A 14,869-nucleotide genomic window follows, 5' to 3' on the forward strand; every position below is an offset into this window, starting at 1 on the left:
GAGATCCAGTGCTCGACGCCGATTTCTTCCGCCGTTGGATGACGGCGACCGCCGCGTTGGTCGACCGCGAGGCGGAACGGCTCACCGCCCTCGACTCCCCCATCGGGGACGCCGACCACGGCAGCAACCTCCAGCGCGGGTTCCAGGCGGTGAAGGACGCCCTGGACAAGGAGGCCCCCGGCACGCCCGGCGGGGTCCTGACGCTGGCCGGACGCCGGCTCATCTCCACGGTCGGCGGCGCCTCCGGGCCGCTCTACGGCACGCTGCTGCGCCGGGCGGGCAAGGCGCTCGGGGACGAGGCCGAGGTCAGCGCGGAGCAGCTGGCCGAGGCGCTGCGGACCGGGGTGGACGCGGTCCGCACGCTCGGCGGGGCCGCGCCGGGTGACAAGACCATGATCGACGCGCTGGTGCCCGCGGTGGACGCGCTCGGTGAGTCGTTCGCGGCCGCCCGCGCGGCCGCGGAGGAGGGCGCCGTCGCGACGACGCCCCTGCAGGCGCGCAAGGGCCGGGCGAGTTACCTGGGTGAGCGCAGCATCGGCCACCAGGACCCCGGCGCCACGTCGTCGGCGCTGCTGATCGCCGCTCTCGCGGAGGCCGCCGGTGAGTGACGAGCGGCTGGTGGGCATCGTGCTGGTGTCGCACAGCGCGGAGGTGGCCGCCTCGGTCGCCGCGCTGGCGCAGGGGCTCGCGGGCGGCGGCACGGCGGTGCCGGTCGCCCCGGCGGGCGGCACGGAGGGCGGCGGGCTCGGCACGAGCGCGGAGCTGATCGCCGCGGCGGCCGCCTCGGTGGACCGGGGGGCCGGCGTCGCCGTCCTGACGGATCTGGGCAGCGCGGTGCTGACCGTGAAGGCGCTGCTCGCGGAGGGCGACGAACTCCCCGAGGGCACACGGCTGGTGGACGCCCCGTTCGTGGAGGGAGCCGTGGCCGCGGTCGTGACGGCCTCCACCGGGGCCGATCTGGCGGCGGTGGAGGCGGCCGCCGCGGAGGCGTACACGTACCGCAAGGTGTGAGGACGGGGCCCGGCCGGGTCCGCCGGACGCCGCGGGGCCCGGCCGGGCGTCTCCCCGACGCCCGGTCACCTCTCAGCGGGCGCCCACGAACCGCCTGGCCGCACGCTCCCCCACCGCCACGGCGGCCGCGTGGTCCTCGATGGGGGACACGCGGGTGTTCTTGAAGACGATGTAGGTGACGCCCGAGGGCACGCCGCCGCCGTGCGGGTCCGGGCGGATGCCGAGGGCCTCGGCGGTGGCGTAGGACGCCTCGCCGATGATGTGCTGCGGGCCGGTGTCGCCGACCACCGCGTACTGCACCCGGTCCCGGTGGACCACGGCCACGACGGATCCTCCGCGGACGCCGTGGTCCCGGTAGTCCCAGACACGGCTCGGCGCGGGCACGACGATGAACGGCAGGCGCTCGGCGCTCAGGGGCCGGCCGTCGGACTGCGCGAAGGCGGTGCTGGGGGCGAAGTAGGGGTCGGTGCGGCGGTTGCAGCGGGGGCCGGGACGGCCGTCGCAGTCGATGTCCATGTCGGCCTTCCAGTACACGGCGTCGCCGGTGCCGCAGACCGGGATGGTGGCGGGGGCTCCGTGGTCGCTGCGGTAGCGGCCGCGCGAGACGACAGCGCAGTCGCGCACCTCGGCCAGCAGGTCGGCGGCGGTCACCGTGCCCTCGCGCGTCACCGCGGGCCGGTCGCCGTGCGGGGCCGGCGGCGGGGTGGGGGCTGTCGTGGGGGCGAGCAGGGCGGCGCTGGCCGCGGCCAGCGAGAGCGACTGGACACGCACGGTACGGGAGCCTCTCCTCGGGGACCTGACGGGCACTCGGCCCAATCTGGCCCCGGTGCGGCCGGCGGGCCACTGCTGGGGGGCCGGACGGTGCACGCGCTCAACCGGCCGGAGGGGCCGGGGGCCTGAGTCCGTGTGAGACCCGGGCCGCCCGGCCACCGGCGCCAACGCGGCATCTGCGACGACAGCGGTCCGCGCGACAGGCCCGAACTCCCTGGTGTCCGCCAGGTGTTCGGCCGTGAGGACCTTCAGCATACGAAACCGCGCCGGGTGGTCGCGCACGCCCCGGCCCGGCGGCGCCGCTCCCACCCGCCCTCTTGATGTGATCGCGTCACTCACGCCATATTGGTCCGGACCATTACGGACCGTTCCCGAGTGCCGCCCCGGGAGGCTGTCTCGTGCGACCCCTTGTCCTTCTCCGACGCTGCGCAGCCCTCGGCGCGACGGCCGCGCTCCTCGTCTCCTGCGGCTGGGCCGGTACCGGCGAGGGCGACGCCGGCGCCCCGCCCGGCGCCCCGTCCGGCGTCACCGCGGCCGCGGGCAGCGCCTCCAGCGTGCACGTCATGTGGAACGCGACCGAGCGGGCGGACCGTTACGAGGTGTATCGCGGCACCACGAAGGTCAAGGAGGTGCCGGGCTCGCAGCACATGGTGGATGTCACCAGGCTGCGGCCGTCCACGCTGTACGTCTTCACGGTGCGGGCGCGGGACGCCGACGGGCGGCTCGGGCCGCCCAGCCGGGAGGTGCGGGCGAGGACACCGGCGGCAGCCGCGGACGACCGCTCGGCGCCGACCCGTCCCACGGCGCCCCGCGGGCGCCCGGCCGGGAGCCGGGCCGCCCAGCTGTCGTGGTCCGCCTCGACGGACGACCGGGACGTGGTGTCGTACGACATCCACCAGGGGGGCACGAAGATCCACAGTGTGGGCGGGGACCAGACGGCCACCGTCGTCACGGGGCTGCGGCCCGGCACGGCCTATGTGTTCACCGTCCGGGCCCGGGACGCGGCCGGCAACGCCTCCCCCGCCAGTGCCGCCGTCCGCCTCACCACCCCGGGCCGCGACGACGGCCGCGCCACGGCGCCCACCGGTTTCCGGGCGACCAGCCGCCACGCGGACGGGGCCTACCACATCGACCTGAGCTGGGTGCCGCCCCGGGTGGACGGCGTGGTCACCCAGTACCAGGTCGAGCTGGACGGCCGGGCGGCCACGTCCCTCGTGTTCGGCGGGAACCCGCCCCGCGGCCGGGCGACGTACAGCTTCTACGTGGGGCGGGACAGCGGGGTCACCCATCGCGTCCGCATCCGGGCGATGCTGCCGGACGGCACCTGGGGCGGCTTCTCGGCGAAGCGGACGGTGACGACGGGCGCGGGGCGCTGACCCGGGGCGGGGACACGGGCCCGGGGCGGGGGCACGGGCCCCGGGCGGGACGGCGTCACCTGCACGGCGGCGTCCGGCGTGCGGCGGGGACCCGTGGCGCTTTGGCTGACCCTGAGGCAGCACGGGCGTTCCCGACCCTCGGCGGCGCTAGGGATGTACCGCCGACCGTGCCGCCGGAGGGCAGTCCACATGCGCAACTCATCGATAGTCTCCCGCTCCGGCCTGACCGTGGCCGCCGCCGCGCTGCCCCTCGCTCTGGCGGCGGTGCCGGCGTCGGCGGGCCCGGGCATCTCCGTGAGCACCACGGGTTCCACGGTGTCGGTCACGACCAGTTCGTGCACCCAGATCAACGGCAGCTGGGGCACCGCCTCGCTCCTCACCAGCAGTCAGGGCAGTTTCGCGCAGGGGCGGCAGGTGACCCTGTCGGGCACGTCGACCAGCCAGTCCGCCGCCTGGTCCGGCGTCACGGCGGGCACGTACACCGTCATCGTCATCTGCTCGGACGGCACCACCGCGGGCACGCAGTCCGTCGTCGTCTCCCCCGCCGCCACCCCCACGCGGACCGCGTCCCCCTCGGTGTCGCCGTCCCGCGGCGTCATGGGCGGGGTCGGCGGGTCGTCGACGGACTACGGGACCGTCACGCTGGTGGCGGGCGGCACGCTGGTCGGTTCCGGTCTCCTCGCGACGGCCTGGTACCTGCGCCGGCGCAACAGGCCGCACCGGCTCTGATCCGGTGCGGACGGTGGCCCGCCCGGTCGAAGCGCTCCGGCCGGGCGGGCCGCCGTCATGTCCCGCTCGCCGCGTCACCGGTCGCCGGTTGTCGGTCACCGGTGGCGGACGCCGGTCGCGCGGTTGTCGGTCACCGATCCCCGGCCGCCGGTCCCCGGTTGTCGGTCACCGGTGGCGGACGCCGGTCGCCCGGTTGTCGGTCGCCGATCCCCGGCCGCCGGTCCCCGGTTGTCGGTCGCCGGTCGCCGGTCGCCGTCAGGGCAGTTGTCGCCGTCCGTCAGACCGGGCGGGTCGGCTCGGGGTCCGGCAGTTCGGCGAAGTCCGCGAGGGCGCGCCTGAGCCACTGGGTCCAGAAGGTCTCCAGGTCGATGCCCGCCCGCAGCACCAGGTGCCGCAGCCGGTCCTCGGTGCCGTCCCGGCCGGGCGGGAAGTCGCGCTTCTCGATCTCCCGGTACTCCGCCAACTGCCGCTCGTGCAGCTCCAGATGGCGGTGCAGATCGGCCTCGAGACCGGCGGTGCCGACGACGGCCGCCGCCCTGAGCCGCAGCAGCAGCGTGTCGCGGTGCGGCTTGGGGTCCTGGGAGGCGGCGGTCCAGCGGGCCAGCTCGGCCCGGCCCTTGGGCAGCACCTCGTAGCTCTTCTTCTGCCCGCGGGCCGGCTGCTCGGAGGGCAGGGCCCGGATGAGGCCGTCGGCCTCCAGTTTCCCGAGCTCGCGATAGATCTGCTGGTGCGTAGCCGACCAGAAGTAGCCGATCGACCGGTCGAACCGGCGGGTCAGCTCCAGCCCGGACGACGGCTTTTCCAGCAGGGCGGTGAGGATCGCGTGCGGGAGTGACATGGCCTCATCCTAGGGACGTGTTCCCGTACTACAGGGCGGCCGCCACCTCGGTGCCCTGCTTGATGGCGCGCTTGGCGTCCAGTTCCGCGGCCACGTCGGCCCCGCCGATGAGGTGCGCGCCGCGCCCGGCCGCGATCAGCTCCTCGTAGAGCCCGCGGCGCGGCTCCTGGCCGGTGCACAGCACGATCGTGTCGACCTGGAGCACCGTGCTCTCCTCGCCGACGGTGACGTGCAGTCCGGCGTCGTCGATGCGGTCGTAGCGCACGCCCGGGACCATGGTGACGCCGCGGTGCTTGAGCTCGGTGCGGTGGATCCAGCCGGTGGTCTTGCCGAGGCCGGCGCCGACCTTGGAGGTCTTGCGCTGGAGCAGGTGGACGGTGCGCGGCGGGGCGGGCCGCTCGGGCGCGGCGAGTCCGCCGGGGCCGCGGTAGTCCATGTCGACGCCCCACTGACGGAAGTACGTCGCCGGGTCCTCGTGGGCCTTGTCGCCGCCGTCGGTGAGGAACTCGGCGACGTCGAAGCCGATGCCGCCCGCGCCGAGGATCGCGACCCGGTCACCGACGGGGGCGCCGTCGCGCAGGACGTCGAGGTAGCCGAGGACGCTCGGGTGGTCGATGCCCGGGATGTCGGGGGTGCGGGGGGTGACGCCGGTGGCGACGACGACCTCGTCGAAGCCGTCGACGTCCGCGGCCGTGACGAGGGTGTTCAGCCGGACGTCGACGCCGTGCCGGTCGAGCTGGGTGCGGAAGTAGCGCAGTGTCTCGTCGAACTCCTGCTTGCCGGGCACCTTGCGGGCGACGTTGAGCTGCCCGCCGATCTCGCCCGCCGCGTCGAACAGCGTCACCTCGTGCCCGCGCTCGGCGGCCGAGACCGCGCAGGCGAGTCCGGCCGGACCGGCTCCGACGACCGCGACGCGCTTGCGCAGCCGGGTCGGGGAGAGCACCAGCTCGGTCTCGTGGCAGGCGCGCGGGTTGACCAGGCAGGAGGTGATCAGGCCGCTGAAGGTGTGGTCGAGGCAGGCCTGGTTGCAGCCGATGCAGGTGTTGATCGCCTCGGGGCGGCCGGCCTCGGCCTTGGTGACGAAGTCGGGGTCGGCGAGCATCGGCCGGGCCATCGACACCATGTCGGCGGCGCCCTCGGCGAGCAACTCCTCGGCGAGCTCGGGGGTGTTGATGCGGTTGGTGGTGACGAGCGGGACGGACACCTCGCCCATCAGCCGCCGGGTGACCCAGGTGTAGGCGCCGCGCGGCACGGAGGTCGCGATGGTGGGGATGCGGGCCTCGTGCCAGCCGATGCCGGTGTTGATGATCGTCGCACCGGCGTCCTCGACGGCCTTGGCGAGGGTGATCACCTCGTCGAGCGTGGAGCCGCCGGGGACGAGGTCGAGCATGGAGAGGCGGTAGATGACGATGAAGTCGTCGCCGACCGCCTCGCGCACCCGGCGGACGATCTCCAGCGGGAAGCGGGTGCGGTTCTCGTACGAGCCGCCCCAGCGGTCGGTGCGCCGGTTGGTCTGGAGCGCGATGAACTCGTTGATGAGGTAGCCCTCGGAGCCCATGATCTCGACGCCGTCGTAGCCGGCCTGCCGGGCGAGGCGGGCGGCACGGACGTAGTCGTCGATGGTCCGCTCGACGTCGGCGTCGGTGAGCTCGCGGGGCGGGTAGGGGCTGATGGGCGCCTGCAGCGGGCTGGGCGCGACCAGGTCGCGGTGGTAGGCGTAGCGGCCGAAGTGCAGGATCTGCATCGCGATCCGCCCGCCCTCGCGGTGCACGGCGTCGGTGATGACGCGGTGCTGCTCGGCCTCCGCCTCGGTGGTCAGCTTGGCGCCGCCCTCGTAGGGCCGTCCCTCGTCGTTGGGGGCGATGCCGCCGGTGACGATCAGGCCCACGCCGCCGCGGGCGCGGGCGGCATAGAAGGCGGCCATGCGCGCGAAGCCGCCCTCGGCCTCCTCCAGGCCCACGTGCATCGAGCCCATGAGGACCCGGTTGGGCAGGGTGGTGAAGCCCAGGTCGAGGGGGCTCAGCAGGTGCGGGTAACGGCTCATCGGGCCCTCCGTGCGCGGTGTCGTCCCCGTAGTTGTAGAGGACTACCGCCGGTTTATGCAACTAGTTGCACAAGGTGATGGAGGGCACAGCAGGACTGTGAGCAGGGGTCTTGAGGGCCAGCTTGCCGAAGGGGTGGAGCGGGACGGCGGCGGGCACGCCACCGCCGTGTGTCACCGGCTGCGCAGGCGGACGTGCAGTTCCTTCTCCTGGTCGCCGGAGACCGTGCTCAGGTCGTGCACGTCGAACACCGAGTCCAGAGTCGTGCGCAGCCGCTCGATCGCCCAGTACCCGCCGTGCAGGTCCGCCTCGACCGGGGACGACAGCCGGGCCTGCGGATGCGCCCCCTCGTGCGTGTCGGCGACGTCGAAGGTGCCGAGCCAGACGGTCGGGCGGGTCTCGTGCAGTTCCTCCGGGACGTCGTCGGCGCACCGGTCGGACTCGAAGCAGGCGCACAGCGTGTCGAACACGATCCGGGCGTCGTGCTTGCTGCACCCGCTGATCTCCACCGACACCGAGTGGGGATGCGGTCGCTCGTGGTTCATCGCCATCGTGATCGCTCCTTACGTGGCCGCGTGAGCCGTTTCCGCCCCTGTCCCAGCAAAGCACCACCGTCCGCCGAGCACTACCGGCGGCGGGGCGGCCTCAGCAGGGCGGCCTCGGCAGGGCGGCACGCGCCCCGGTGGGAGATGGTGGAAGGTGACGGAAGGGGCCTCGCACGGACGGCTCCGCGCGGTAGAACTGGGGTGTCGGCATCGTGACGGCGTGCCGCGAGGAACGGCGAAGGCGGGGCGTGGGATGAGTGCAGCCGGGTCTCCCGAAGCCGGGGCCGAGGAGCCGCTGCGCGGTTCGGTGCGGCCGAGCGGCCTGCTCGACGTCCTGCGCGTGGCCTCGGTGGTCCTGGACGCCGAGGGCCGCATCGTGCTGTGGAGCCCGCAGGCCGAGGAGCTGTTCGGCTACGAGGCGCGCGAGGCGCTCGGGCAGTACGCCGCGCGGATCATGGTCCACGAGCAGCACGTCGACCTCGTGGTCAAGCTGTTCTCGGACGTCATGGGCACCGGGCAGAGCTGGGCCGGGGCGTTCCCCATCCGCCGCAAGGACGGCACCACCCGGCTGGTGGAGTTCCGCAACATGCGGCTGCTCGACGACCAGGGGGACGTCTACGCGCTGGGGCTGTGCGCCGACCAGTCGACCGTGCACCGGCTGGAGCGCGAGGTGGCGCTGTCGACGCGGATGATCGCGCAGTCCCCGATCGGGCTGGCGGTGCTGGACACCGAGCTGCGCTACGTCTCCGTCAACAAGGCGCTGGAGGAGATCAACGGCCTCCCGGCCGAGGAGCACCTGGGGCGCACCCCGCGCGAGGTGGTGCCCGGGATGGACGTCGACGCGCTGGAGGCCGCGACGCGGCGCGTGCTGGAGACGGGCGCGCCGGTCGTCGACCGGTCCACGATCGGGCGCACCCCGGCCGATCCGCACCAGGACCACGCCTGGTCGGTCTCGCTGTACCGGCTGGAGAACGCCTTCGGGACCGTGCTGGGCGTGGCCGTCTCGATCGTCGACGTCACCGAGCAGTACCGGGCGGCCATCGAGGCCGAGGCGGCCCGGCGGCGGCTGGCGCTGATCGCGGACGCCTCGGGGCGGATCGGCACCACGCTGGATCTGGACCACACGGCGCACGAGCTGGCCGAGGTGGCCGTGCCGGAACTCGCCGACGTCGCGGCCGTGGACCTTCTGGACGCCGTGGTGCAGGGCCGGCAGTCCACCCTCGGGCCCACCGAGTCGGCGGTGATCCGGGCGCTCGCCGTCCAGGGCTACGACTCCGCCGAGGCGCTGGAGGCGGCCGACCCGCCCGGTCAGGTGGCCCGCTACGCCCCCGACCGGCTGGTCACCCGATGTGTGCGCACGGCGAGCCCGGTGATGCTGCCGGAGGTCAAGGACGAGGACCTGGTGCACATCGCCCGCTCCCCCGAGGCGGCCGAACTGCTGGGCCGGGCCGGGGTGCACTCCTACCTGGCGGTGCCGCTGATCGCGCGCGGCGAGGTGCTGGGCGCCCTGGACCTCAAACGCACCCGCAACCCGCTGCCGTTCACCGAGGACGACCTGCTGCTGGCGCGCGAACTGGCCGCCCGGGCCGCCGTGCAGATCGACAACGCGCGCTGGTACCAGAGCGCCCGCGACACCGCGCTCACCCTTCAGCGCAGCCTGCTGCCCAGCCATCCCCGGGTCACGGGCGGGCTGGAGGTGGCCTCCCGGTACCAGCCCGCCGGGGCCACGAGCGAGGTCGGCGGCGACTGGTTCGACGTGATCCCCCTGGAGGACGACAAGACCGCGCTGGTCGTCGGTGACGTGATGGGCAGCGGCATCCCGGCCGCGGCGGCCATGGGACGGCTGCGGACGGCGACCAACACGCTGGCCTCCCTGGACCTCGACCCGAACGTGCTCCTGGAGCACCTCGACAAAATCACCGCCGGACTCGACCAGGCCATCGCCACCTGCGTCTACGCCGTCCACGACCCGCGCCGGCGGGAGTGCCGGATCGCCAACGCCGGGCATCTTCCGCCGGTCCGCGTCCGGGCCGGCCGGCCGGCGCAGCTGCTCGACCTGCCCACCGGGGTGCCGCTCGGTGTCGGCGGTGTCGCCTTCTCCACCACCACCGTCGACCTGGACCCCGGTGACCTGCTGGTGTTCTACACCGACGGACTGGTCGAGACCCGGCGCGACCCGCTCGACGACCGGCTCGGCACGCTCCTGTCGCTGCTGGACGGGCCGGACCGGCCGCTGGAGGAGGTCTGCGAACTGCTGCTGCGGACCCTGCACGAGCCGGACACCTTCGACGACGTGGCGCTGCTGATCGCGCGGGCGACGGCCCCGGGCTGAGGCCTCGGGGCCGCACGCCGGTCACGCGGCCCTAGAGCCGCACGCCGATCACGTGACCCTAGAGCCGCACACCGATCACCACATGGGCGCACAGCTCCTGCGAGACGGCCGGCCGGACCGCCAGCCCGGCGCGCTCGAACGCGGCGACCGCCGCCGGCGCCTGGTGCCGGCTCGTCTCCACCAGGACGCAGCCGCCCGGGGCCAGCCAGCGGGGCGCCCCGGCCGCGACCCTGCGCAGCACGTCGAGGCCGTCCGTGCCGCCGTCGAGGGCGACCAGCGGCTCGTGGTCCCGGGCCTCCTGCGGCAGCAGGCCGATCTCGTCGCTCGGGACGTACGGCACGTTGGCCGCGAGGATGTCGACGCGGCCGCGCAGCCGAGCGGGCAGCGCCTCGAACAGGTCGCCCTGGTGGACGTGTCCCCCGGCGGCGGCGACGTTGGCGCGGGCGCAGCGCACGGCGGCCGGGTCGATGTCCGCGGCGTGCAGCTCGACGGGTCCGAGCCCGGCTGCCAGGGCGGCGCCCACGGCGCCCGAGCCGCAGCACAGGTCCACGACGACACGTGCGCCGGGTGCCTGCGCCAGGGCCCGCTCCACCAGGAACTCGGTGCGGCGGCGCGGCACGAAGACGCCCGGGGCGACGGTGATGCGCAGCCCGCGGAACTCGGCCCAGCCGACAACATGTTCGAGGGGCAGCCCGGCGGCGCGGCGTTCGGCCATGGCGGCGGCCTCGGCCGGGGTACGGGCGGTGGCGAGGATCAGGTCGGCCTCGTCCTCGGCGAAGACGCAGCCCGCCGCGCGCAGGGCGGCGATCAGGGCGTCACGGGACGACGACGGGGAGGGCGGGACGGTGGGAGAAGACGGCATGGAAGCCCAGAGCCTTTCGGGAACCGAAGGGCGCTCCGGCGGTCGCCCAGGGCCGGCGATCCGCGCCACGTCGAGGGGGGAGCACCCGAGCTGACACAGCGGTAATGGGTCTCACCTCCCCGGTCCTCGACGGCTGGGTCCGTCCGCAGCCGGACGGAACCCTACCCGACGGGCCGGCCGCCCGGTACGCCGCCAGGTGGTTGGGGGGTGCAACCGTCGTGCGACCATGGGAGGCGGAGACGGCAGCACCGTGAGGGAGGTCCCCGTGCAGCCAGCCGAGGCCGTGGAGACCATCCAGCGGGAGCTGACGGTCTTCGCCCGCCGGGCGCGTGCCGCGGCCGGGCGGCTGCACCCCGAGCTGTCGCTGGTGTCGTACACGCTGCTGGGACACCTGGCGGAGAGCGGCGGGTGCCGGGCCACCGACCTGGCCGCCCACTACGCCCTGGACAAGTCCACGGTCAGCCGTCAGGTGGCCGCGCTGGAACGCGCCGGGCTCGTCGGGCGCCGCCCCGACCCCCGGGACCACCGCGTCCAGGTGCTGGAGCCGACACCGGCCGGGCGGCGCGTCCTGGCCCGGGTCACCGAGAGCCGCCGGGCGGCCTTCCGGGAGCGGCTGGCGCACTGGCCGGAGGAGGATCTGGCCCGGTTCGCCGCGTACCTGGTGCGCTACAACACGGGATCCGGCCCCGGGCCGCGGGACTAGGACGCACCGCACGTACGGTTGACCACGCAAGCACAGACGACACCGGACCCGACGGACCCGACGGGGGCACCGCCGGCCGGCCCGGAGGCACCACCCGATGCACATCACCCGAGGCTTCACCGGGCGCCCGCGCGGCTCCGGCCCCGCCCTGCCGCCCGGGCAGTACGACGCCCGCGACGACTGGCCCGTGCTGTCCGCCGAGGTCACCCCGGACCTCGCGCCCGCCGACTGGACCTTCCGCGTCGACGGGCTGGTCGACGCGCCGCGCACCTGGGACTGGGAGGAGGCCCACCGGCTGCCGCCGTCGGCCTACGAGGGCGCCATCCACTGTGTGACCGGCTGGTCGAAGTTCGGGGTGCGGTTCTCGGGCGTGTCCCTGGACGCCTTCCTGGACGCGGTCCGCCCGCGGGAGTCGGCGACCCATGCCGTGGCCTACGCGCACACCGGCTACACCACCAGCCTCCCCCTCGCCGACCTGACCGGCGGGCGCGCCTGGATCGCCTGGGAGTACGACGGGCGGCCGCTCGCCCCGGAGCACGGCGGCCCGGCGCGGCTGCTGGTGCCGCACCTGTACTTCTGGAAGAGCGCCAAGTGGATCGCGGGCCTGCGGATCCTCGACCACGACGAGCCCGGCTTCTGGGAGCAGAACGGCTACCACGAGCGGGGCAACCCGTGGGAGGAGCAGAGGTACACCGGTGACTGAGACCGTCGAGCCGGCCTCCCGGCCGGCCCCCGCGCCCGCCTCGGCGCCGGCCTTCGTGCCGCCCACGCCATTCGCGGTTCCCGGGCGCATCGCCGTCAGCGAGCAGGCCGCCTCCACGTGGCGGACCGCCACGCTCACCGAGATCCGCCGGGAGACGCCGCGCGCCGCCACCTTCCGGTTCGCCGTGCCCGGCTGGCCCGGTCATCTGCCCGGACAGCACCTGATGGTGCGGCTGACCGCCGAGGACGGCTATGTGGCGCAGCGCCACTACTCCATCGCGTCCGCGCCGGACGACTCCGGGCACGTCGAACTCACCTTGGACCACGTCGAGGGCGGTGAGGTGTCGGGCTGGTTCCACACCGTCGCCCGGGTCGGTGACCGGGTCGAGGTGCGGGGTCCGGTGAGCGGCTTCTTCGCCTGGCCGGGCGACCGGCCCGCGCTGCTGCTCGGCGCCGGGTCCGGTGTGGTGCCGCTGATGTCGATGGTCCGCCACCACCGGGCGCGGAACCTGAGCGTGCCGCTGCGCCTGCTGGTCTCCGCGCGCAGCCCCGAGGAGCTCATCTTTGCCCGGGAGTTGGGCGCCGAGACGACACCCGTGTTCACCCGGAGCGCGCCGGCGGGTGTGCCGGTGGGACGTATGGCGGCCGCACATGTGGCGCCGCTCCTGGCCTCGCCGCCCCCCGGTGGGTGGGAGGCCTATGTGTGCGGCTCCAACTCCTTCGCCGAGCACGCCTCTCGGCTGCTGGTGACGGCGGGTCAACCGGTGGACCGCATCAGAATCGAACGCTTCGGCTGACACCCCGAGCGGCGCCGGCGTCTCGTCGTGGGGCGGCCGGGCGTCCAGCCGGTGGGGCGCGATACGCGTGACGCCGTCGCTCCCGCACTCCCGCGCTCCCGCGCGCCGGCACCGACGGCCCGGCGGCCCGGTTGGCCCTGCGGCCTCCCGCGACCTGGATCAGCGGCGCAGCCGGCGCACCGCACGGACGCGCGGTGGGCAAACGCCGGGCAGCGGGGTGCGTACCGGGTCCCGCGGGCGGGTGCGGGGACGGCCCGGCCCGGCGACGGCGAGGAGGCCGGGTCGGCATGCGAACCCCCGGGTGCGCGGCCGGCGCCGACGGCGCTGTCCGCTGCGGCGCCGGTCGGACGTCGTCGAGGCGTGGACCGCGCTGATGGTCGCCGTCCTGATCCCCGTGGGCGCTCCCTTGGCGGGAACGGCGGCCGCCCGGTGGACCCACGGCGGGGCACGGGCCGTGTCCCTGCGGCAGCGCGCCGAGCGGCATGTCGGGCGGGCCGAGGCGATCGGCGAGCGGAACCGCTCCCTGCCGTCGGTGCGGTCCGGCGGGGAGCGCGCCCACCGCACGACCGTGCGCTGGGCGGGGCCGGGCAAGGGCGCCCGTACCGCGACCGCCCGGGTTCCCGCGGGCACCCGGCAGGGCGACGTCGTGGAGTCCGGCTCGACGCGCACGGCCGGAACGTGCCGCCGCCGGTCGACGGCAACGCCGTCCGGCTGCACGCCCTGGCCACGGGCCTGTGTGCCGCGGGCGGTGCGGTGCTGCTCGTGCTGCTCGCGCACGGTGTGGTCAGCCGGGTCGCCCCGCGGCGTCGCACCGGGTCGCCCCGCGGCGTCGGCCGACCGAAGGGGAACGCGCGTTGGCCCGCACGGAACCGGAGTTGACGCAGCGCCGTCCCTGACGCGACGCGGGGCGTTCCCGAGGCGGCACCAGGCAGCCGGGCGGCGGCGCCAACCGTTCGGTGACCCGACCACCCGCGTCCGGGGCTCCGCCCGGCATGGCCGCACGGGCCCGGCACGGAACGCCCTGACCAGTGGGAGCCGCGTCCGGGCGGCCATGTCCGCACCGGGCGCGTCCGGCGGACACCTGGTCAGTCCTCCGACCACCGCCGTAGGGTGATCCGCGCTGTCTCCGCATCGGTTCCTCAGCAAAGGCGGTCCCGCATGGCCCTGTTCGACCTTCCTCTCGACGAACTCCGCGCGTACCGCAGCGCGTCGGGCGAGCCGGAGGACTTCGACGCGTTCTGGTCCAAGACGCTTCAGGAGGCGCGCGAGCACGACCTGGACGCCCGCTTCGAACCGGTCGACACGGGCCTGTCCACCGTGCGGGTCCTCGACGTGACGTTCGCCGGCTTCGGCGGGCATCCGGTCAAGGGCTGGCTGACCCTCCCGGCGGCTGCGGACGGCCCGCTGCCGCTGGTCGTGGAGTTCATCGGCTACGGCGGCGGGCGCGGACTGCCGCACGAGCATCTGCTGTGGGCGTCCACCGGCCGTGCGCACTTCGTGATGGACACCCGCGGCCAGGGCAGCGCCTGGGGCGCGGGCGGCGGCACGGCGGACCCGGTGGGCGGCGCACCCGCCTACCCCGGTTTCATGACCCGCGGCATCGACGCCCCGGAGAACTACTACTACCGCCGCGTCTACACGGACGCCGTCCGTGCGATCGAGGCCGCCCGCGCGCACCCGCTGACGGACGCCGCGCGCACGGTGGCGGTGGGCGCCAGCCAGGGCGGCGGCATCACGATAGCGGTCGGCGGCCTGGTGCCGGACCTGGCGGGCATCGCACCGGACGTGCCGTTCTTGTGCGACTTCCCGCGCGCGGCCACCCTCACGGACCGGCACCCGTACCGGGAGATCGGCCTCTACCTCAAGACGCACCGCGGCCGGACCCAGGAGGCCCTGCGCACGCTCTCCTACTTCGACGGCGTCCACTTCGCCGCCCGCGGCCGGGCCCCCGCCCTCTTCTCGGCCGCCCTGGAGGACCAGACCTGCCCGCCGTCGACCGTCTTCGCGGCGTTCAACGCCTATGGCCACGAGGACAAGGCGATCGAGGTGTACGACTTCAACGACCACGAGGGCGGCGGCCCCTTCCAGGAGGCGGCCAAGCTGCGCTGGATGCGCGCGCACATCTGATCCGGCCGTTCCCCGCCGGCGGCCTTCCCCTTCG

Annotated in this window: 15 protein-coding genes; 9 read left to right on the forward strand and 6 right to left on the reverse strand. The window is 74.8% G+C overall.

The features are described 5' to 3' along the window. Positions 1-8 precede the first annotated feature (8 nt). Together dhaL and ACIGAN_RS28950 are read left to right on the forward strand one after the other, a co-directional pair. Positions 9-608 carry a dihydroxyacetone kinase subunit DhaL gene (gene dhaL / locus ACIGAN_RS28945; RefSeq protein WP_399862000.1) on the forward strand — a complete coding sequence of 200 codons (600 nt, stop codon included), beginning with the start codon at positions 9-11 and terminating at the stop codon, positions 606-608. Further along, positions 601-1,011 (forward strand): PTS-dependent dihydroxyacetone kinase phosphotransferase subunit DhaM, encoded by a 411-nt coding sequence (locus ACIGAN_RS28950; RefSeq protein ID WP_365740337.1) that lies wholly within the window; start codon positions 601-603, stop codon positions 1,009-1,011. The genes dhaL and ACIGAN_RS28950 overlap by 8 nt, the downstream gene beginning before the upstream one ends. Positions 1,012-1,083: 72 nt before the next feature. Here the strand turns inward: ACIGAN_RS28950 and ACIGAN_RS28955 are convergent, their stop codons facing one another. Next, positions 1,084-1,782 carry a glycoside hydrolase family 75 protein gene (locus tag ACIGAN_RS28955; protein WP_399862002.1) on the reverse strand — a complete coding sequence of 233 codons (699 nt, stop codon included), beginning with the start codon at positions 1,780-1,782 and terminating at the stop codon, positions 1,084-1,086. Positions 1,783-2,180: 398 nt separating this feature from the next. Between ACIGAN_RS28955 and ACIGAN_RS28960 the strand changes: the two genes are divergently transcribed. After that, positions 2,181-3,158, forward strand: coding sequence for a fibronectin type III domain-containing protein (locus ACIGAN_RS28960; RefSeq protein ID WP_399862004.1), 978 nt, complete (start codon positions 2,181-2,183; stop codon positions 3,156-3,158). A gap of 189 nt (positions 3,159-3,347) precedes the next feature. Then, complete coding sequence (locus ACIGAN_RS28965; protein WP_365098352.1) at positions 3,348-3,887, forward strand: hypothetical protein; 540 nt, start codon at positions 3,348-3,350, stop codon at positions 3,885-3,887. Positions 3,888-4,164: 277 nt separating this feature from the next. On the opposite strand, the gene ACIGAN_RS28970 is transcribed toward ACIGAN_RS28965, so the two are convergent. The 3 genes from ACIGAN_RS28970 to ACIGAN_RS28980 form a co-directional block, all read right to left on the reverse strand. Further along, positions 4,165-4,725: a PadR family transcriptional regulator gene (locus ACIGAN_RS28970; RefSeq protein ID WP_365098354.1), complete on the reverse strand. Its 561-nt coding sequence runs from the start codon at positions 4,723-4,725 to the stop codon at positions 4,165-4,167. A gap of 28 nt (positions 4,726-4,753) precedes the next feature. After that, positions 4,754-6,769, reverse strand: a complete 2,016-nt coding sequence (locus ACIGAN_RS28975) for an oxidoreductase (protein ID WP_399862007.1) — start codon at positions 6,767-6,769, stop codon at positions 4,754-4,756. Positions 6,770-6,940: 171 nt separating this feature from the next. Further along, complete coding sequence (locus ACIGAN_RS28980) at positions 6,941-7,312, reverse strand: hypothetical protein (RefSeq protein WP_365098422.1); 372 nt, start codon at positions 7,310-7,312, stop codon at positions 6,941-6,943. A gap of 253 nt (positions 7,313-7,565) precedes the next feature. Between ACIGAN_RS28980 and ACIGAN_RS28985 the strand changes: the two genes are divergently transcribed. Further along, entirely contained in the window at positions 7,566-9,644 is a 2,079-nt protein-coding gene (locus tag ACIGAN_RS28985; RefSeq protein ID WP_365098358.1) for a SpoIIE family protein phosphatase, read from the forward strand. Positions 9,645-9,702: 58 nt separating this feature from the next. Here the strand turns inward: ACIGAN_RS28985 and ACIGAN_RS28990 are convergent, their stop codons facing one another. Continuing rightward, on the reverse strand, positions 9,703-10,506 hold the full coding sequence (locus ACIGAN_RS28990) for a putative protein N(5)-glutamine methyltransferase (protein ID WP_399862009.1): 804 nt from the start codon (positions 10,504-10,506) through the stop codon (positions 9,703-9,705). A 265-nt stretch (positions 10,507-10,771) separates the two neighbouring features. On the opposite strand from ACIGAN_RS28990, the gene ACIGAN_RS28995 reads away from it, so the two are divergent. From ACIGAN_RS28995 to ACIGAN_RS29005, 3 genes are all read left to right on the forward strand, one after another. Beyond that, positions 10,772-11,209 (forward strand): MarR family winged helix-turn-helix transcriptional regulator, encoded by a 438-nt coding sequence (locus ACIGAN_RS28995; protein WP_399862011.1) that lies wholly within the window; start codon positions 10,772-10,774, stop codon positions 11,207-11,209. Positions 11,210-11,306: 97 nt separating this feature from the next. Next, entirely contained in the window at positions 11,307-11,912 is a 606-nt protein-coding gene (locus tag ACIGAN_RS29000) for a sulfite oxidase-like oxidoreductase (protein WP_365740330.1), read from the forward strand. A gap of 55 nt (positions 11,913-11,967) precedes the next feature. After that, positions 11,968-12,708, forward strand: a complete 741-nt coding sequence (locus tag ACIGAN_RS29005) for a ferredoxin reductase (RefSeq protein ID WP_365740348.1) — start codon at positions 11,968-11,970, stop codon at positions 12,706-12,708. Positions 12,709-12,867: 159 nt separating this feature from the next. Here ACIGAN_RS29005 and ACIGAN_RS29010 read toward each other — a convergent pair whose 3' ends face one another. Next, positions 12,868-13,485 carry a hypothetical protein gene (locus tag ACIGAN_RS29010; RefSeq protein ID WP_399862014.1) on the reverse strand — a complete coding sequence of 206 codons (618 nt, stop codon included), beginning with the start codon at positions 13,483-13,485 and terminating at the stop codon, positions 12,868-12,870. 381 nt (positions 13,486-13,866) lie between these two features. Between ACIGAN_RS29010 and ACIGAN_RS29015 the strand changes: the two genes are divergently transcribed. Further along, positions 13,867-14,835 (forward strand): acetylxylan esterase, encoded by a 969-nt coding sequence (locus ACIGAN_RS29015; RefSeq protein ID WP_399862016.1) that lies wholly within the window; start codon positions 13,867-13,869, stop codon positions 14,833-14,835. Positions 14,836-14,869: the final 34 nt, after the last annotated feature.

Source organism: Streptomyces sp. NPDC085931 (assembly GCF_044540565.1).
Taxonomy (GTDB): Bacteria; Actinomycetota; Actinomycetes; order Streptomycetales; family Streptomycetaceae; genus Streptomyces.

What these genes read in the sequence shown, in the direction of transcription:
- ACIGAN_RS28965 (WP_365098352.1), top strand. Translation starts at nt 3,348, where the DNA reads ATGCGCAACTCATCGATAGTCTCCCGCTCCGGCCTGACCGTGGCCGCC.
- ACIGAN_RS28970 (WP_365098354.1), bottom strand. Translation starts at nt 4,725, where the DNA reads ATGTCACTCCCGCACGCGATCCTCACCGCCCTGCTGGAAAAGCCGTCG.
- ACIGAN_RS28975 (WP_399862007.1), bottom strand. Translation starts at nt 6,769, where the DNA reads ATGAGCCGTTACCCGCACCTGCTGAGCCCCCTCGACCTGGGCTTCACC.
- ACIGAN_RS28980 (WP_365098422.1), bottom strand. Translation starts at nt 7,312, where the DNA reads ATGAACCACGAGCGACCGCATCCCCACTCGGTGTCGGTGGAGATCAGC.
- ACIGAN_RS28985 (WP_365098358.1), top strand. Translation starts at nt 7,566, where the DNA reads ATGAGTGCAGCCGGGTCTCCCGAAGCCGGGGCCGAGGAGCCGCTGCGC.
- ACIGAN_RS28990 (WP_399862009.1), bottom strand. Translation starts at nt 10,506, where the DNA reads ATGCCGTCTTCTCCCACCGTCCCGCCCTCCCCGTCGTCGTCCCGTGAC.
- ACIGAN_RS29000 (WP_365740330.1), top strand. Translation starts at nt 11,307, where the DNA reads ATGCACATCACCCGAGGCTTCACCGGGCGCCCGCGCGGCTCCGGCCCC.
- ACIGAN_RS29015 (WP_399862016.1), top strand. Translation starts at nt 13,867, where the DNA reads ATGGCCCTGTTCGACCTTCCTCTCGACGAACTCCGCGCGTACCGCAGC.